This window comes from Brevibacterium sp. CCUG 69071 (assembly GCF_021023135.1).
Lineage (GTDB): Bacteria > Actinomycetota > Actinomycetes > Actinomycetales > Brevibacteriaceae > Brevibacterium.
The window spans coordinates 505065-523616 of sequence record NZ_PGFV01000004.1 but is presented as its reverse complement, the minus strand read 5'-3'; the positions used below and the strand labels follow the sequence as shown (position 1 = coordinate 523616).

15 protein-coding genes are annotated in these 18552 nt (G+C 66.3%); 7 read left to right on the top strand and 8 right to left on the bottom strand.

Going from position 1 to position 18552, the window contains the following annotated elements; translation table 11 throughout:
* A partial coding sequence (locus CV023_RS13925) for an HNH endonuclease signature motif containing protein (protein WP_230746525.1) occupies positions 1–1454 on the top strand: 1454 nt, incomplete at its 5' end.
* A 238-nt stretch (positions 1455–1692) separates the two neighbouring features.
* Here CV023_RS13925 and CV023_RS13920 read toward each other — a convergent pair.
* Positions 1693–2664: a LysR family transcriptional regulator gene (locus tag CV023_RS13920; RefSeq protein ID WP_230746523.1), complete on the bottom strand. Its 972-nt coding sequence runs from the start codon at positions 2662–2664 to the stop codon at positions 1693–1695.
* 82 nt (positions 2665–2746) lie between these two features.
* On the opposite strand from CV023_RS13920, the gene CV023_RS13915 reads away from it, so the two are divergent.
* Complete coding sequence (locus CV023_RS13915) at positions 2747–3862, top strand: DMT family transporter (RefSeq protein ID WP_230746521.1); 1116 nt, start codon at positions 2747–2749, stop codon at positions 3860–3862.
* Between the two features lie 38 nt (positions 3863–3900).
* Here CV023_RS13915 and CV023_RS13910 read toward each other — a convergent pair whose 3' ends face one another.
* Positions 3901–4893, bottom strand: a complete 993-nt coding sequence (locus CV023_RS13910; protein WP_230746519.1) for a siderophore-interacting protein — start codon at positions 4891–4893, stop codon at positions 3901–3903.
* A 358-nt stretch (positions 4894–5251) separates the two neighbouring features.
* Here CV023_RS13910 and CV023_RS13905 point away from each other — a divergent pair, with 358 nt between their 5' ends.
* Both CV023_RS13905 and CV023_RS13900 read left to right on the top strand, forming a co-directional pair.
* Positions 5252–6217, top strand: a complete 966-nt coding sequence (locus tag CV023_RS13905; protein WP_230746517.1) for an ABC transporter substrate-binding protein — start codon at positions 5252–5254, stop codon at positions 6215–6217.
* A 113-nt stretch (positions 6218–6330) separates the two neighbouring features.
* Positions 6331–7809: a D-serine ammonia-lyase gene (locus CV023_RS13900; RefSeq protein WP_230746516.1), complete on the top strand. Its 1479-nt coding sequence runs from the start codon at positions 6331–6333 to the stop codon at positions 7807–7809.
* Here CV023_RS13900 and CV023_RS13895 read toward each other — a convergent pair.
* Together CV023_RS13895 and CV023_RS13890 are read right to left on the bottom strand one after the other, a co-directional pair.
* Positions 7776–9233: an APC family permease gene (locus CV023_RS13895; protein WP_230746514.1), complete on the bottom strand. Its 1458-nt coding sequence runs from the start codon at positions 9231–9233 to the stop codon at positions 7776–7778. The genes CV023_RS13900 and CV023_RS13895 overlap by 34 nt on opposite strands.
* Before the next feature lie 167 nt (positions 9234–9400).
* Positions 9401–10321, bottom strand: a complete 921-nt coding sequence (locus CV023_RS13890; RefSeq protein ID WP_230746512.1) for a LysR family transcriptional regulator — start codon at positions 10319–10321, stop codon at positions 9401–9403.
* A 206-nt stretch (positions 10322–10527) separates the two neighbouring features.
* Between CV023_RS13890 and CV023_RS13885 the strand changes: the two genes are divergently transcribed.
* Both CV023_RS13885 and CV023_RS13880 read left to right on the top strand, forming a co-directional pair.
* Entirely contained in the window at positions 10528–11967 is a 1440-nt protein-coding gene (locus tag CV023_RS13885) for an aromatic ring-hydroxylating oxygenase subunit alpha (RefSeq protein WP_442859942.1), read from the top strand.
* The gene (locus tag CV023_RS13880; RefSeq protein WP_230746510.1) at positions 11964–13415 is read left to right on the top strand and encodes a hybrid-cluster NAD(P)-dependent oxidoreductase; all 1452 of its coding nucleotides are present in this window, start codon (positions 11964–11966) and stop codon (positions 13413–13415) included. Before CV023_RS13885 ends, CV023_RS13880 begins: the two co-directional genes overlap by 4 nt.
* Before the next feature lie 93 nt (positions 13416–13508).
* On the opposite strand, the gene CV023_RS13875 is transcribed toward CV023_RS13880, so the two are convergent.
* On the bottom strand, positions 13509–14138 hold the full coding sequence (locus tag CV023_RS13875; RefSeq protein WP_230746508.1) for a TetR/AcrR family transcriptional regulator: 630 nt from the start codon (positions 14136–14138) through the stop codon (positions 13509–13511).
* Between the two features lie 55 nt (positions 14139–14193).
* On the opposite strand from CV023_RS13875, the gene CV023_RS13870 reads away from it, so the two are divergent.
* Positions 14194–15153, top strand: coding sequence for a quinone oxidoreductase family protein (locus CV023_RS13870; protein WP_230746506.1), 960 nt, complete (start codon positions 14194–14196; stop codon positions 15151–15153).
* A gap of 94 nt (positions 15154–15247) precedes the next feature.
* Here CV023_RS13870 and CV023_RS13865 read toward each other — a convergent pair whose 3' ends face one another.
* From CV023_RS13865 to CV023_RS13855, 3 genes are read right to left on the bottom strand one after another with little or no spacing between them, the layout of a single operon-like run.
* Entirely contained in the window at positions 15248–16813 is a 1566-nt protein-coding gene (locus CV023_RS13865) for an ABC transporter substrate-binding protein (protein ID WP_230746504.1), read from the bottom strand.
* Positions 16810–17694 (bottom strand): ABC transporter ATP-binding protein, encoded by an 885-nt coding sequence (locus tag CV023_RS13860; protein WP_230746502.1) that lies wholly within the window; start codon positions 17692–17694, stop codon positions 16810–16812. Before CV023_RS13860 ends, CV023_RS13865 begins: the two co-directional genes overlap by 4 nt.
* Entirely contained in the window at positions 17691–18542 is an 852-nt protein-coding gene (locus CV023_RS13855; RefSeq protein WP_230746498.1) for an ABC transporter ATP-binding protein, read from the bottom strand. Before CV023_RS13855 ends, CV023_RS13860 begins: the two co-directional genes overlap by 4 nt.
* Positions 18543–18552: the final 10 nt, after the last annotated feature.

Sequence of the window (18552 nt, the reverse complement as noted above, 5' to 3'; positions counted from 1 at the left end):
GCGAAGCCGACCGCAGAGCCAAACTCGCCGAGAAACTCGGCGGCCGCGTCAACACCAACGGACAAGCACTGCCACCCCAACACCCCGTCGTAGCCGACAAACTCCACGACGGAACACTCTCCACCGATCAAGTCACCACCATCGAAGCCTGCCTCGCCGACCTGCCCTTCACCGCGACCGAGGACATGAAAACCCAAGTCGAGGCCGACCTCGTCGCCTACGCCCCGAAAGTCGCCGTACGGGAACTGCGCGAGATCTTCCGCCGCATCCTCGCCCACCTCGACCCCGACGGCACCCAACCGATCGATGAGACGAAACGAGAGAACTACTTCGTCACCGCCCGCCCCACACGCAACGGCGACTGGAAACTCGACGGGATCCTCGACCCCACCACCGGCGCCGAACTCCACGGACTCCTCACCTCCCGCATCGAATCCACCCAACCAACCCCCACCACCAGCACCGAAACCCCAGACGCTAACCCGATAACACCGACTGCCGGCACCGGGAATGAGAATCCCGACTCCGGGAACACCACTGCCGCTGCCGCCACTGCCGGCGAAGAGGCTGCCGGGGACGAGCCTGCCGGCGACGAGGCTGTCGATGGTGGGGCATTCGCCCCCAATGGTGGACTGCCCCAGATCCCCGGGCAGGAACGCTTCAACACTCTCGATGCCGTGTTCACCGGCGACCGCCACGACGCCCCACCCTGGGCCGTCTTCGACGCCACCACCCCCGACCCCACTGGCGAGACCACCGACGCTCCTGCCAACACAGACGATTGCACAACCAGCAGCGCTGCTACGTCGGGTCGTCCGGGATACGGGGTGCGTACCGATGGCACCGAGGTCAACGTCACCGACGCCCAACCCACGGCACGGACCTGGATCTACGAACGCTTCGCCACCCTCATCGGGCGTATCAGTATGAAAGAAGCCGAGAAAGGCTCTCCCTACGCCCTGGTCATCACCGCCAAAGCCACCGATATCGCCACCGGTACCGGGGAAGCCCGCACCGGGGCCGGGGACCGGATCCCACTGGGCGAAGTCACCTCCCGCGGATTGGACGGGCGCGTGTTCTTCAACCTCATGGACGACACCGGACGAACCGTGGCCGTTCGGACCGAGAACAGGTTCGCGAACAAACACCAGACCGCGATCATCACCGCCCGCGACCGCGGCTGCATCTTCCCCGGCTGTGACTCCCCACCCGGATGGTGCGACGTCAACCACGTCCTGCCCCACGCGGCCGGTGGAAAGACTGATATCAACAACCTCTGCCTGTTGTGTTCAGCGCATCATCACCTGCTGGACCGGTCGGACTGGGAGATCACAATGCTTGACTGTGGTCGACCCGCCGCGGTCCCACCACCGAGTATCGATCCAGCGAAACGCCCGATCCTGCACTCGAGATTCATCGCCGACGACATCATCGAGACCCTCTTCAACGATTAACACCACACCTAGAGTGTGAGGGGACAAGTGCGCCCACACCCAGCCCCGGCCCCACGCTCGACTCCGTACTCGGCGACGTTCTGGCTCAATGGAACTCATGCCCAGCCCCATCATGGACCACAGCAACTGAACTGCGCCGTCACCAGATCTTGAGTATCCAGCTCAGCAGCCGCCCACGCTATCAACACTGACTCTGCCGAATACGAACTTCTCAGGCGCGACGGGTGAGGCGGCCGGGTCAGCTGGCGATCACGCTCTTGCTGTCGCTGTTCCTGTCGCGGTCACTGCCCCTATCGCTGCCCCTATCGCTGTCACTATTGCAGACTCCATCGTTCGCGAGATCGCGGAGGGCGGACACTGCGTCGGCGATGAGATCCTGTTGCGGGTGGCCCGGATCGCTGAGCGCATGGATGTACCGCGTCGGAGTCGGGGCGGCCAAGGGAATGATCGTCACCCCAGCCGGCAGCGGATCGATCCCGAGCCTCGGCAGAATCGTCAGGCCCAGACCGCGACTGACCATGTGCAGTGCAGTCACGAAGCTGTGCGCCTCGTGTTTGAAATGCACACGGACACCGGCGCGAGCGCAGGCCTCGAAGAGGATCGTTCGGCATGGACCCTCGCCAGTGTCATTGTCGATCCACTGGAACGGTTCGATCTCGGGCAGAGTGACCTCGGACCTGTCCGCCAGCACATGATCGTCCGGTACTGCCACCACATACGGGTCCCCGGCGAGGAACGTACTCGTCACCTGCGGTGGGAACGACGCATCGGGAGCGTCCGCGACGACTACTTGGATATCCGACGGGCACTCCTGCCACACTCCCTCCTGCAGATTCAGCTGAACCGTGGTGGCGGGGTGCCTGTGTTCAAGGTAGGACACGAGCTCCGGCAGCCAGCTGTTTCCAGCAGTGCTGAAGTATCCGATCGAGAGTCGCCCGATGCGATTCTCCTGCAGGTCGGACACCCGCTGATTCAACCGTGCAGAAGCGTCGAGCACCGAATCCACATCTTGCATGATCGCCGATCCGATATCGGTCAGGCAGAGTCCTCGCCCCTGCCGTTGAAACAGCGTCAATCCTGTCTCCTGCTCAAGGAGTTTGAGATGGTGGCTGACGGCGGAGGGCGAGAGCCCGAGGAACTGAGCCGCAGAGCGAACCGATCCACTCAGGGCCACCGACTTGAACGTCTGCAGGTGAGCAACATTGTGCATGTTCCGAATGTACGAGGATCATACACGTGTGTGCAATAGTGTGCGCTTTTATTTCATCATCGTTCGAAGAATACTCAAGTACATGAACGCATCCTCCAGCGATTCCGAATTGCCTCGATCCGTCGGTCGTACCGAAGACGAGCCGGCTGCCGCAGCTACACCGGCCACTCCGGTCGCCACGGCCGCACCCACCGCCACCACTGCACCGGCCACCACCGCCACAACCACCTCGGCGGCGATTGCCGCTTTACCGCGATGGCGGGGACTTCCCTGGGTCGCGGCACTGCTCACGATGATCTTCTGGGCGTCATCCTTCGTCGTCATCCGCGACGTGGGGGAGCACTTCTCGCCCGGCCCGATGGGACTCCTCCGCGGTGGATCCGCGGCGATCGTCCTCTCCGCGCTCATGCTGTTCCGCCGGCCGAGACTGCCCCGCGGCAAGATCGTCTGGCTGATCCTCGTTCTGTGGGGCGCCGCCTGGTTCGCCGCCTATGTCGTCGTCCTCAACGCGGCCGAGCGCTCGATCGACGCCGGCACCGCTTCCATGATCGTCAACATCGCCCCGCTGATCATCGCCGTCTTCGCCGGTGTCTTCCTCGGCGAAGGCCTGCTCAAGCGACTCCTCGTCGGCATAACGGTCTCGCTGTTCGGCATCGGAATGATCACCGCGGCCAGCTTCACCGGGTTCTTCACCATCGGCGGACTCGCCTTGAGCCTGACGGCCGCTCTGCTCTACGCGGCCTGCGTGCTCCTGCAGAAGCACTTCCTCTCACGCGAGGACTCGGTGACCGTGACCTGGATGGGCATCCTGGTCGGAACCGCGGTCTGCCTCGTCTTCACCCCGGGACTCATCGCCGAGGCGGCACAGGCACCCATCGGAATGACCCTGCAGGTCGTCTACCTCGGCGTGATTCCGACGGCCCTCGCATTCAACCTCTGGGGGTACGCTCTGCGATTCCTCCCAGCGGGAATGCTGAGCTCATCGAGCCTGCTCGTCCCCGCGATCGTCGTCGTCCTGGCGTGGCTGCTCCTGGGGGAGGTCCCACCGCCGCTGGCTGCCGCCGGTGGGGTACTCTGTCTGGCCGGAGCGGCCTGTGCCATCGGGCCGCAGATAGTTCGATCGCTGCGGACGAAGTCGGACGAACCGGCCGCGTCGTCTCAGCACACACCCTCGTCCGAGGTCACATCGCAGATCTGAAGGACGGCGACGTGCGGACGACCGGCGAGCACGCAGGCTCATCCCTCCGCCTTTCCTTCTCGCCAATAGCCCATGAAGGCGATCTGCTTGCGATCGACGCCCACCTCCTGCACGAGGTATCGGCGCAGGCGCTTGACCGGGCCGGCCTCACCGGCGATCCAGGCGTAGAACGGCCGTTCGACCTTCTCGGTCGCACTCGAGCTGCTCTGCGCGGCCTGGGTGAGTGCGGCCGGCACGTCCCAGAGGATCTCCTCGTCGATGTTGACGTCCTCAAGACCCACCTCGGCGGGGGAGGACGAAGGCGCGGACGAGGTCGGAACCTCGGAACGCACAGCCTCCCGGACCGCCGGCTCGAGCAGCTCGCCGAACGCAGCATCACCGCGCGGCAGCCACTCGAGCTCGAAGCCGTCCGGGGCGTCGATGTCGATGATGTCGTCGGCGGTCGGAACCTCGAGGATCGCCTTGCCGCGCGTCTGCGTGTCTTTGATTGAATCGAGGATCGAGGCGATGGCCGGCACGGCTGTCTCGTCGCCGGCGAGCAGGATCTGATGTGCGTCACCGGGTTCGAATTCGATACCGGCGCTCGGACCTTCGGCATGCCGTGAGGGCCCGATGATGTGCAGTCTGTCGCCGACCTGGACGGCCTGGGCCCAGCCTGCGGCGGGACCGGAGTGACCATCGGCGTCGACATGGAGAACCATGTCGACGAGGAGCTCACCGTTCTCTTCACTCCACTGCCGGACGGTGTAGGTCCGCATCGATCCGCGCACCTCGGGGTCGACCTGCAGCCATGCCTGGTACCAGGACACCCCGGCCTCCTCCTGCTCGGCGAGGAAGCTCAGGAGGTCGAACTGCGGTTCACGAGCACCCTGGGGCGGAATGATGAGTTTGAAGCGAAGATCACGAGGGTGTCCCTTGGGGCCGAAATCGTCGAGCCCGGGTCCGCCGAATGTGATGCGGCGGAAGGTCGGGCTGAGGTCCTCGATGCCGGTGACGGTGGCTTCGAAGGCGCCGATGGGTGCTCGTGACACTGATTCTCCTTCATTCTCCGCGACTTTCGGACTCATCCCACCGAGGGTCGCGGGATCGTATGCGAGCCGATCGGATGGGCGACCACCGGTGTGATCGGTGTGCCTCTGACAGTCGGCCTTGATGTCCATGGGCCAGCCTACGCCAAAATGGTTAGGCAAGCCTTTCCACAATGATGTTACCGTGGACCCGGCATCGTCGATTTCGGTCACAATGTGGACTCTTGCGGTCGCGCCGGGGGCCTCAGTCGCCATTTCCAGATCCAAGCAGTCCTGCCGAAACGGACGCGTCGCCATCATCGTCGTTCTGCCACAACCGAAGAACAGCACTGCCCGAACTCAGCTCACCGAAAGGCTCTTGATGCATCGCCGTCAGCTCCTTGCCCTGTCCGCTCTTGCGCCGTTCGCGCTCGTCGCCTGCTCGAGGGAGGGGACTGAGACCACGGGGGCCGCGAGCAGCGCCGAGAACTTCTCCTACTCCCCGGAGGGATATGACGGTCTGACCATCGAACTCGACCGGCCGGCCGAACGCATCGCCATGGACTTCTATTCGGCTGCGGCGCTGGCACCCTATGGGATCAAGCCGGTTGCGGTCTACGGGTTCGGCCAGAACGAGTCCCCGGGCAAGTCCTTCGATCACACCGGTGTGGAGATCGTAGGCACCGATATGGAGCTTGATGTCGAGGCGCTTGCCGCGACGAATCCCGACATCATCGTCGCCTACGGCAACGAGAAGGGCGACGGTTGGACCTGGTGGGAGGACAAGCTCAAGGAGCAGGTCACCTCCCTGGCGGAATTCGTGCCGGTCAAACTCGACGGCGCCACCCCGGACTCGATGTTCGCCCAGTACGCAGCGATCGCGCAGGCCCTCGGAAAAGACACCGAGACGGGCGAGATCGCGCAGCAACGCAAGGCCTTCGAGGGTGCGCGGCAGAAGATCCGCGACATCACCGCGGAGAAGGACTGGCTGACCGTGCTGCTCGCGAACTTCAGTTCGGAGCTCAACTACACTGCCAAGGCGCTCGGCGTCGCCAAGATGCTCAGCGACGACGGACTCAAGCTGGTCGGGCCGGATTCCGGTGCGGACACCAGCTGGGCCGAGGTGTCCTGGGAGAAGATGCCCGACTACCCCGCAGACGTCCTCCTCGTCCACGACGCCTCAGCCGAATACGAGGACAATCCGATCTTTGAATCTCTCCCCGCGGTCAAGGCCGGCCAGCTCGGCACCTGGGACGACAAACGGGCCTACACCTACGACGGCTACACGCAGTGGCTCGGCGAACTCGCCGAGGTGCTCGAGAACGCCGAGGACATCGTCAAGGATTGAGCAGTCGGGGCCCCGGGCGGAAGGGTCCGAGGGTGCGGGGCGAGACAGTCCGAGGGTGCGGGCGGCCCCGACATTGCGCCCCTGGCGGTGACCGGGCGGGATAGGATCGCTCCATGAGCGACCTCCCGCCCGATCTAGCCGATGACGACATCATCCGCTCCCTGGCCGCAGCCGTCCCGACGACATGGATCCGCGCCGGCACCGAGGTGGGTCCTGGGGGCGCGGAAGAAGCGCACACCGACATCGCAGCGGAACTGCCGGAGCTGGCCTCCGCGGCCGACGCCGCCGCCCAGCGATTCGAGCGTTTCGCTCCGTGGTTTGCCGAGACGTTTCCCGAGGCGATCATCCCCGAGGCGGTCGGGCTCGAGATGCCCGGGCACGACATACCCGGGCTCATCGAATCTCCGCTGACCCGGGCGGACGCCGCACAGAAGCGGCTCGACGCACTGTTCGGCACTCGACTGTCGGGACAGCTGTGGCTCAAACGCGATGATCGCCTCGCCGTCAGCGGGTCGATCAAGGCTCGGGGCGGCTTCCATGAGGTGCTCGAATACGCCGAGGCGGTCGCCGCCGAGCACGGGCTCGACGCTGACGACCACGCCACCTACTCCGGCGAGGAGTTCCGCAGGATCGCCGGCACCTATCGGATCGTCGTCGGTTCGACGGGGAACCTTGGGCTGTCGATCGGGATCCTCAGTGCCGCACTCGGATTCGCAGCCACGGTGCACATGTCGGCCGATGCCCGGGCCTGGAAGAAGGAGGAGCTGCGCGATCACGGTGTCGAAGTCATCGAACACGACGGAGACTTCGTTGCAGCGGTCGAGGCCGGTCGCACCTCGGCGCTGGGGTCCGAACGCACCCACTTCGTCGACGATGAGGATTCGATCAGCCTCTTCGCCGGGTATTCGGTCGCGGCTGAGCGGCTCAATCGGCAGTTCGCCGAAGCCGGCGTGACGATCGATTCCGACAGCCACCTCGTCGTCTATCTGCCCTGCGGGATCGGCGGCGGTCCGGGCGGGGTCACCTTCGGCCTCAAGCGTGCCTTCGGCGACAACGTCCACTGCGTCTTCGTCGAACCCAGCCAGGCTCCGGCGATGTTCCTCGGCGTGCGCACGGGTCTGCACAGCGGCATCGCCGTTCAGGACATCGGACTGAGCGGCGCCACCGCCGCGGACGGACTCGCGGTGGCCAGACCTTCTCGTTTCATCGGGCCGACGATCGGGCCGCTGATCTCAGGTTTCGCCTCGGTGCCGGATGACGTGATCAAAGCCGGGGCCGGAGTTCTCCACGAGACCGAAGGCATCGACGTCGAGCCTTCGGCGACCGCAGGTCTGACGGTGCCGTGGCGGATGGGAACGGACGATGACCGCGACGAAGCCCCCGCCCCGTGGCCGAAGGCGAGCGTCCATCTCGTCTGGCTCACGGGAGGTGCCATGGTGCCGGCCGATGAGATGCGCGGCTATGTCACCGAAGGGCTTGAGCTCGCACCGACGATCGCCCATTCCGCCCAGGCGGTGTTCCGCGAGTGGGCGGGCACGAACTTCGAGCTCTCAAACCATCACGCTCGGAGCAGAGCCGCTCGTCTCTTCTGAACCAGGTACACCACGATTCCTATGGCCAGCCAGATCGCACCGATGAGCAGGGCCAAGGGGTTCGCGCTGATGAGCACCGCGAGAAGCAGCAGAGCGCCGATGACGGGGATCACCCCGTGGTTGAGCCAGCTCGGCTTCTCGCTGCCGAGGCGTTTGACGAGGAAGTAGCCGACCACAGACGCCTGGACGAAGACGAACGCCGTAAGCGCACCGACGTTGACGATCGAAGTCAGTTGGTCGAGTCCATCGGCACGGCTCGCCGCCCACCCGGCGACGACGATGTTCCCGGCCGCGGCCACGAGGATCCCCTTCCATGGCACACCGGTCCGCGGGGCCACCTCGGCGAGGAATTTCGGGACCTGCCGCTGCCGACCCATATCCATGAGGATCCGCGATCCGGCGGCCTGACCGATCATCGCCGAGAACGCGGCACCGACGGCCTTGGCCAGCGCGAGCAGCCAATGCACCCACCCGCCGAGGGTGGAATCGACCGCGCTGTAGTACGCGGCCCCCTCCAGCGAGGGATCCGCCTGCAGATCGGCCGGAGTCAAGGGCGAGAGCAGGCTGCCGACCCACGTCTGTGCGACGAAGAAGACGCCGGCGAGCACTAGGCAGATCAGCGTCGCGCGCCCGACGATCCGCGGCCCGCCCTTGGCCTCCTCGGAGAAGGTCGCCAGCGAATCGAAGCCGAGATAGGACAGCACCGCCACGGACACCGCGGCGAGCACGGCGGTCAGCGAGAACGCATCGACCCCGGTCAGCGGTGAGAGCCAATCGCGGGTCGGTCCGTGCTGGGCCAGGTGCGCGATCCCGAGGACGAGCACGAGAGCGAGCACGGCCACCTCGACGAGGACGACCGTGGTGATGACCCGCGAAGCGACCTTGACCCCGGCGAGATTGAGGCCCGTGGTCAGCACCACGGCCACACCCACGAACACCCACACGGGGATGGCGGGGAAGATCGAATTGAGCGCGATTCCGGTGAACAGATACGCCACGGAGGGAATGAAGAGGTAGTCGAGGAGGATCATCCACCCGGCAACGAATCCTGCCGGTCTGCTGATGCCTGCCGAGGCGTAGGCGAAGACCGTGCCCGCCCGCGGCACCTCGCGCGACATGCGCATATAGCTGACCGCGGTGAAGGCCATGACGATCGTCGCGACCACGTAGACGAGGGCCACGGCGCCGCCCGAACGGGCGTCGAGCGTGCCGAAGACGCCGACGGCCGCGGCCGGCCCGATGAACACGAGACCGAAGAAGACGAGCTCCCTCAGGCCGATCGTGCGACGCAGCCAGCCGGTGGAATTCGCCGCGGAACCGGCGCCGGCGTCGGTTCCAGCCCCGGCGCCGGCCCCGGAGCCGGAAGGCGTTCCAGAACCGGGTTCCGGTCGTCCCTGCGTGCTCTCACCTGCATCGCTCATCATTGCTCACTCCGTCCTCGTGCCGATCATCGCTCTGACTCTATGCCCGATCCCCGGCAGAGGGAATGTGGATCCGCTCACCGGTGCGCCGAGGCGGGGTGCGGTTCGGTGCGGTCCGGATCGGTGGCGCCTGGGCCGGCCCCGGCCGGAGACACCCGCCGAGGCGGGGCTCAGATCTCCCGGCGAGCCACCTCGGCGGAGACCTCGGCCAACACCTCGAGAGCCTCGGCGATGAGCGGCTGACCGGCGGATCCGCTCCTGATCCCGGTGAGGATCTTCCGCGAGGGCACGGGATCTCCGCGCAGCGGAACCCGAGCGACATCGAAGCCCTCCGGGAGGCGCGCCAGGCGCGGAATGAGCGCGACCCCCAGCCCCGCCGAGACGAGCGCCGCCCCTGTCTCCCACTCCCGCGACTGATGCGCCTTCTCGGGCAGGAACCCGGCCGCGGCGCAAGCCGTGCGGACCAGCCGGTGATACGGCGAACCCGGTCGATCGAGGATCCAGGCCTCCTCGGCGGCCTCGCTCAGCGACGCCGCCGAACGGGTCGCAAGCCGGTGATCGGCGGGGACGAGCAGATCGAGGCGATCGCTGAAGAGTGCAGACTGCTCGAACCGCGCATCGCTGCGCGGCGGCAGCGGGTCGGTGGCCACGACCACGGCGATATCGGCCTGCTCGGCCAGCAGGAGATCGAAGCACTCTTCGGGCTCGGCCTCGATGATCGTCACCCGACTGTCGGGGTAGCGCTGTGCAAGCCGCTGCGCCGTCGGCGGCAGCAGAGTGGCCGCGGCGGTGGAGAACCCGCAGAGTCTCAGCTGTCTGCGCCGAGTCCCCGTGCCGAGGCCGTCGAGCTCCCCGCGGATCTCCTCCCACCGAGTGAACAGCTCTTGGGATCGCTCGAGCAGAAGCTGCCCGGCACGAGTGATCACCAGACCCCGGCCGCGCTGCTCGACCACGGGCATGCCGAGGTCCTTCGACAGGGATCTGAGCTGGTGCGATACGGCCGACGGCGTGTAGCCGAGACGGCGGGCGACCTCGGTGAGGGTGCCGAGTTCCACGAGCACTCGAAGGACATGGAGGCGCTGATCGATCATGCAATATTTTTGCACAATTGTGACGAAAAGTATTCGCTTTTCTTTGTCAGCCCCTAGTCGGACACTGGGAGGACAGAGGTGAAGGCGGCTCCGGAGACCGCACCGACGCTGTCGATGGCTGCACCGGCACCGTCGAAGCGGCGCTGCAGATGCAGACGGCGTCAGCCATCGCCGAGGCAGGAGATCACGATGAGGTGGTGGACGACATGACCCTGGCACCCGAGACGAACAGGTCCCCGGCAGGAGCAGGCGGATCCGGCGCGACCGCCGCGACGCCCGCGTCCGCGACCACGACGATGCCCCCAGCCGCGACCGCGACCGATCCGACCGTGATCGACCGATTCATCGACGACCGCCGCCCCGGCTACTCGCTCGAATCGCCCTTCTACACGAGTCCCGAGTTCTACGCCCGCGACGTCGAGGCCATCTTCGCCTCGACATGGATCTTCGTCGCCACCGTCGCCGAGGTCCCCGATTCCGGTGACTACGTGACGATCGACATCGGCTCCTACTCGGTCATCGTCATCCGCGACGACGACGGAGACATCCGCGCCCACCACAATGTCTGCCGCCACCGCGGCACTCGTCTGCTCGGCGAACTCTCCGGCTCGGTCGGCAACATCGTGTGCAGCTACCACCAGTGGACCTACACCCCGGCCGGCGAACTCATCTCGGCCGGAGTCCAGGCGCCCGGCTTCGACAAGGCCTGCTTCTCGCTGCGCTCGGTCAACGTCCGCGTGATCGGCGGTCTGATCTTCATCTGCATCGGCGACCCACCCGAGGACATCGACGAGGTCGCCGAAGTGATCGAGCCCTACATCGCCCCGCACGACATCGCCGGATCCAAGGTCGCAGCGCAGGTCGACCTCATCGAGGACTCGAACTGGAAGCTCGTGATGGAGAACAACCGCGAGTGCTATCACTGCGAGGCCGGCCACCCGGAACTCACCTGCACCTTCTTCCCCACCTACGGGTACACGCCCGAAGAGATCCCCAAGCGCCTCATGCCCGCCTACCAGCGCTATCTCGACGCAGAGGACCAGCTGCACGCCAACTGCGATCGCAACGGCATCCCCTATGCACTCGTCGAAGACCTCAGCGGTCGTCCCACCGGATTCCGGATCGAGCGGGCCGCCCTCGACGGCAAGGGGGAGTCGTACACGATGGACGGATCGGCCGCCTCGGCGAAGCTCCTCGGTGATCTCGATACCTTCGTCCTCGGCCGCGCCTCGCTCCACGTCCAGCCGAACATGTGGTTCCATGCGATGGGCGACCACGTGGTGACCTTCAGCCTGGTCCCCTTGGCCGCGGACAAGACGCTCGTGCGCACCACCTGGCTCGTCGCCGCCGACGCCGAGGAAGGCGTCGACTACGACCTCGACAACCTCACCACGGTGTGGATCAAGACGAACGAACAGGACGCGGCCTTCTGCGAACGCGGGCAGGCGGGCGTGTCCTCACCGGCCTACATTCCGGGACCCTACGCGCCCACCGAGGAACACCTCGAGGAGTTCTGCGCCTGGTACATCGAACGCCTCAAGGCGCACCGCGAGAAGGCGACCGGCGGCAGGGTGTCAGTTGGGAAAGCGACTGACGGAGATGCAAGTGGCGGAGATGCGACTGACGGGAAGGCGGCAGACCGATGAGATATCGCCGGAACACCCTGACCCCGGTTCTCGAGGAAGTCAGGAACAAGGCGATCTTCCGTGTGCCTTCACCTCGAAGGACGCTCGCCGAGGCGGTTCGGCAGACCCTCGAGCCAACGACGGCTCCCGAACTGGTCACGACTCCCGAGCCGGCTCCTGCGACGGCAGCGTTGCCGACGCCAGAGACTGCCCCGCCCGCGACGACCCACCCGGCGCTGCTCGTCGGCACCGGGTCCGCCATGAGCGCACCGGCGGCAGAGCACGTCGACACCATGCCGATTCTCGGCGGGGCCCTCGCGCTCGCCGGGGACGCTCGGCCGGGTCCCCGCGGGGACGTTCCGGGCAGTGACGAACTCACCGGCTTAGTCGAGGTCGTGCGGATCACCGAGGTGACCCACGACGTCAAGACCTTCGAGCTTTGGGCACCGTGGCTGACAGCGGTCGATTTCGAGCCGGGCCAGTACGTGACGATGCGCGTGCCTGAGCTCGGGCTCGAGCGCTGCTATTCGATCTCCTCGGCGCCCTTCGGCACGAACACCTTCACGGTGACGATCAAGCGCGTGCCCACAGGCATCGTCTCGACTCACCTGCACGAGAGGGTGCGCGTCGGCGACCTGCTCCATGTCGACGGCCCGTACGGTCTCTTCAGCACGAGCTTCCACCCTGCGGCCAAGCATCTGTTCCTCTCGGCCGGATCGGGCATCACCCCGATCATGGCCATGGTCCGCAGTCTCCTGGCCCGCCCGACCGGGATCCCCACCGACATCGTCTTCGTCCACAACGCCGCCACCCCCGCGGACATCATCTTCCGCACCGAGCTCGAACAGCTCGCCGAGGTGCCCGGAATCCGGGTCGTGACGATGTGCTCACGTGATTCCGTGGACGAGACATGGTCCGGCAGGCGCGGCCGAATCACGCAGGATGTGCTCGCCGAGGCGGTCCCCGATGCCGCGGCACGCGAGACCTTCGTGTGCGGTCCGAACGGATATATGGACACCGTCCGGCCTCTCCTCGCCGAGGCGGGTGTCACCGCCGTCCACGAGGAGTCGTTCGTGTTCGCGAAGAGTCCCGGCGCGCGCCTGGCTCAGTCCCGTGCCCGGGGCAGGGCCGGTGCGCGGGACGAGACGAGTGGGCGGAACCGGACGGGTGCGCAGAACGGGACCGGCGCGCAGCGGGCAGGGCTGAGCACCCATGCGATCGACTTCAGCCTCAGCGGTCAGCGCATCGACTGCGATGCTGCGACCACGGTCCTCGATGCGGCGGTCGAAGCGGGGATGACCTTCCCCTCCTCCTGCGAAGAGGGGGCGTGCGGAACCTGCAAATCGGTGCTTCTCAGCGGTGAGGTCGAGATGAACCATGCGGGCGGTATCCGGCCCAAGGAGATCGCCGCGGGCAAGTTCCTTCCCTGCTGCTCGACCCCGCTGAGCGACCTCATCGTGGAGCGCTGAGAAAAACGCGCCGAGCTGGGAGGATCCCGGCCGCGAGCGACCTCGGGTTCCGAGCCCATTCAGTCTCGGAGCCCCGCCACCCGCAGACTCCCATCACCCCTGAGCGATGCCCGCGACGATGCGCTGAACTCGGGGGATGAGCTCCTCGAGCTCGTGGCCTTCGAGCCTCAGCCACTGCTCCAGCTGTGCGGCCGAGAGCACCGCCATGACCGCCTCGGCGCGGAATCTCGCATCCTCCGGACACTCCTCGGCGATGAGGATCTCGAGGTGTCGGCGCCAGAACGGATAGACCACTCGGTCGAAGCGCCCGCGGGGGCTCGAAGCCTCGGTGAGCAGCACGAGTTCGAGATTGCCCGCGATATGGCGGATGTATGCCTCGACGAACGCGGTCAGGCGGTCGATTCCGGGCGCGCCCGGACCCAAGGGCGGTGGTCCCTGGAGCATCCGGGCATGCATATCGCGAACCCGGTCATCGAGCAGCGTCGAGGCGATTCCCGCCTTATCGGTGAAGTTCCGATAGAGCGTGCCTTTGCCGACGCCGGCGCGACGGGCCAGTTCGTCCATGGTCAGACTCGCCACGCCGTGTTCGGTCACGAGCGCTGCGGCGGCATCGAGGATGCGGCGCCGATTCCGCTGGGCATCGGCGCGCAATGGAGCGTCGGGGGAAGCCAGGGGAAGCAGACCTCTTCCAAAAGCGGACTGCGGTCCGGTATGCTCGCTCATATACGGACTATAGTCCGGATGCGAATCCGAGAGAAAGCTCAGCGAGGAGGCGACGATGACAGCGATCATGGTGCACGAACACGGAGGGCCTGAAGTCTACGTGCAGACTGACGGTGAGGACCTGCGGCCCACGGAGGGTCAGATCCTCGTCGAGCTCAGCGTCTCGGGAGTGAACTTCCTCGACGTCGTGCAGCGTCGAGCGGCCCTGCCGACACCGTTCCGTGCCGGCGTCGAAGGCGTCGGCCGAGTCACCGAAGTCGGTGCCGGGGTCACGGGCTTCGCGGTCGGCGATCGGGTCGGGTGGATGGCCGGGGGTCAGGGCAGCTTCTCCGACCACGCGCTCGTCAGTGCCGACAAGGCCGTCCTGCTGCCGGACGATATCGACGACGAGACCGCGGTCGCCGCTCTCATGCAGGGCATCACCGCCCACTACCTGACCACTGACACCTTCCCCGTCTCGGCCGGAGGCGTCGTCATCATCCACGCCGCCGCCGGAGGGCTCGGCCAGACTCTCACCCAGATCGCCGCCCTCAAGGGGGCCACGGTCATCGGCACGACCTCGACCGAGGAGAAGGCGGAGATCGCCCGCATCAACGGGGCGGCGCACGTCTTCGGCTACGAGGACTTCGCCGAACGGACCCTCGAAGTCACGGACGGTGCCGGCGCCGCAGTGATCTTCGACGGAGTCGGAGCGACGACCTTCGAGAAGGATCTCACGGCAGTCGCCACCCGCGGCACGATCGTCATCGTCGGCAACGCCAGCGGCCCCGTCCCGCCGGTCGACCCGAACACGCTCAACACCTCGGGCTCCCTGTTCCTCACCCGCCCGACGGTCGCCGACCACGTGCGCACGCCCGCGGAGCTGCACGCGCACACCGATGAGATCTTCGCGTGGATCCGCCGGGGAGAGCTGAGAATGAATATCGGTGCCCGGTACCCCATCGCCGAGGTGGCTGAGGCCTTCGCGGCCCTCGAATCCCGGGCGACGACCGGCAAGATCATCCTCGAGCACTGAGGTTTCAGGGCGCTGGCCTGGGGGCTGAGTCCGAATGGGGACTCGACCCCCGGGGCTGAGTCCGAATCGGAACTCGATCCCCGGGACCGGGTCCTCAGTGCTTGAGCTTCGTCTCCCGCAGGCCGTAGGTGCCGAGCACATAGGGCTTGAAGTCGACGACGTCTCGACTGATCCCGTAGAGAGCCTTCTGATAGGCGACGGGGATGATCGGGGCGTCGTCGGCGACCTGCTGCTGGATCTTCGCATACAGCTCGTTCTGCTTGGCTTCGTCCTCCTCGGCCACGGCCTCCTTCGCCCACTTCTCGACCTTGGGGTTGCCGTAGCCGGAGCGGATCCCCGAATCGTCGGTCACGGCGAGGAAGTTGATCATCTGCGAGGTGTCCGAGACGTCCGAGGTCGCGTAGCTGACCTGAACCTGGAAGTCGCCGTTCGTCCGGTTCGTCGTCAGGGTCGCGTCATCGAGCTTCTGCACGTGCACGGTGAGACCGATGTCCTGCCAGGCCTGCTGGGCGATCTGGGCGAGCAGCTCGCGATCGGCCACACCCGAGGGGATCTGGATCGTGATGTCCGCGCCATCAGGATGATCGGACTCCTTGACCAGCTGCTTGGCCTTGTCCATGTCGAACTCGCTGCCGTCGACCTCCTCGGCGTGCCCGGTCAGACCGGGTGAGATGAAGCTCGTGGCGGGGTCCGCGTAGCCGGCATAGACGACGTCGACGACGGACCTGCGGTCGATGGCATAGGACATCGCACGACGCAGCTTGGGGTCGCTGAGCTCCTCGGTAGTGTTGTTGAGGTTGAAGTAGAGGATCTTCGTGGACTCGAACGCCTCGGCCCTGACATCCTGTGACCGGGCGAGCTGACTCATGCTCAGCGGTGCCGGTTCCTGGTTGATGTCGGCCTGCCCGCCGAGGAGCTGCAGGCGCCGGGTGTTGTCCTCCGTGACGACATTGAAGGTCACCGAATCGAGCGAGGGCACTCCCTCCTGCCAGTAGTCCGGGTTCTTCTTCAGCCGCAGGCTCTGGCCCTTGTTCCAGGTGTCGACGGCGAAGGGTCCGGTTCCGTCGGCGTGGGTCGCCATGTACTCGGCGTCATGTCCGCCGAAGTCGTCCGGGTAGATCGAAGCGGCGAAGAGCGCCATGTAGCTGGGCAGCGGCCCCCACGGCTGCGAGAGGTCGATGCGCACCGTGTGATCGTCGACCTTCTTCACGTCCTTGATCGGGGCGAACTCACCCGCCCACAGATTGTCCTCGTCCTCCTGGTCCCGGGCATAGTCGAGCGAGAAGACGACGTCATCGGCATCGAGTTCCTTGCCGCTGTGGAACTTCACTCCCTCGCGGAGGTGGAACGTCCACGACAGCTTGTCCTTCGACTCCTCCCAGTCCGTGGCCAGCCCCGGTTGGACTCCTGTCCCGTCGGGTTTGTTGAGGGTGAGCGTCTCGTAGACCTGCTGCAGCGTCCAGATGTCCTCGTTCTGGGTCGTCGTCGGCGGTAGCAGGGTGGTCGTGTCATCGGCTCGGGCATAGACGAGATCGCCGCCCGGGCGCACCGACTCCTGATCTCCGGAGCCGCAGCCGGCGAGGACGAGCAGGCTGGCGCACAGTGCCGCGATGAGCCCGGCGAATCGGGATCGTGCGGTGGGTCGAGATCGTGCGGTCATCGCGAGCCTCCTTTGGTCCGCGCATGCAGTCGATAGTCGGTTCCGTCCGCGGAGGCTGCACCGGCCGTGCCTCCCGACCCCGTGGAGGCGCCGTCGAGGAAGGCGCTGTCGAACCTGGGGATCGCGGCAAGCAGCGTCTTCGTGTATTCGTCCCGGGGCGCGGTGAAGATCTCCGCGGTCGTGTTCTCCTCGACGAGGACGCCGTCGTGGATGACATAGACGCGTTCGCAGAGGTTCTTGACCACCGCGAGGTCGTGGGAGATGAAGAGGATAGAGAGCCCCAACTCCTCGCGCAGGCGGGCGAAGAGGGCGACGATCTCGGCCTGCACGCTGACATCGAGAGCCGAAACGGCTTCGTCGGCGACGATCACCTCGGGCTCGACGGCCAGGGCCCGAGCGATCGCGACCCGCTGTCGTTGGCCACCGGACATCGCGGACGGGGTGCGGTCGAGGAATTCGACCGGCAGTCGGACCATCTCCATGAGCTCGGCGCACCGTTCCCGCAGCGCCGCTCCCTTGGCCAAGCGGTGGTGGCGGATCACCTCGGCGAGGGTGGCCCGCACGGTGTAGCGGGGATCGAGGGAGGCGAAGGGGTCCTGGAAGACCATCTGGACCACGCGCCACTGGGCGGCGGTGCGCTTGGGTTCGAGCTCGCGTCCGGCGAAGGACACCCGTCCGGAGTATTCGCGCTGGAGTCCGCAGATGACGCGGGAGACCGTCGACTTGCCCGACCCGGACTCGCCGACGAGACCGACGATCTCCCCGGGAGCGACCGCCAGGCTCGCATCGTCCACGGCGGTGAAGGTGCGCTCGCCGCGACCGAAGGTGACCGTGATGTGCTCGGCCCGCAGGCCGGCTGAGTCTTCCCGTGTCGTGGTCATCGTGCCCCCTCTGAGGTTCCCGCCGAAGCGTCCCCGCCGGTGCCGGCGAAGACTCCGTCATCGATCCGCGGGGTCGCGGTCAGCAGCTTGCGGGTGTGATCCTCGGTCGGGTCGTCGAAGACGGACTGGAGCACACCGTGTTCGATGATCCGACCGTCCTTCATCACGCTGATGGACTGGCACAGCTGGGCGACGACGGCAAGGTCGTGGGTGACGTAGAGCAGGCCGAGTCCCCTTTCCTGCTGCATCGTGCGGAACAGGTCGAGCACCTGCGCCTGGATCGTCACGTCCAGAGCCGTGGTCGGCTCGTCGCAGAGCAGCACCTCGGGCTCCTGGACCAGTGCCGCGGCGATCATCACCCGTTGGCGCATGCCTCCCGAGAGCTGAAACGGGTAGCTGTGGGCGCGGCGTTCGGGATCGGCGATGCCGACGCGATCCATCAGCTCGACCGCCAGCTCGTGGGCGCTGCGCTTCGACAGCCCCTTGTGCTCGGCGACGGCGTCGGTGATCTGCCGGCCGACCTTCATCACCGGATTGAGGGCGATCGCCGGTTCTTGGAAAACCATTGAGATGCCGGTGCCGCGGATCCGCTGGTCGTAGCCGCGCCGGCTGCCGGAGGTGAGGATGTTCGTGCCGCGGAAGCGGATCTCTCCCTCGACGATCTCGGCGCCCGGGGGCAGCATGCCGAGGATGCTGCGCAGGGTCATCGACTTGCCCGATCCGGACTCGCCGACCAGCCCCATCGGCTCCCCGGCCTCGAGGGTGATCGAGACGTCGTCGAGGATGCGGCGACGGCCGACCTCGCCGTCGATGTCGACGGTCAGGGAGTCCACTTCGAGAATGGGCATGCTCATCTCC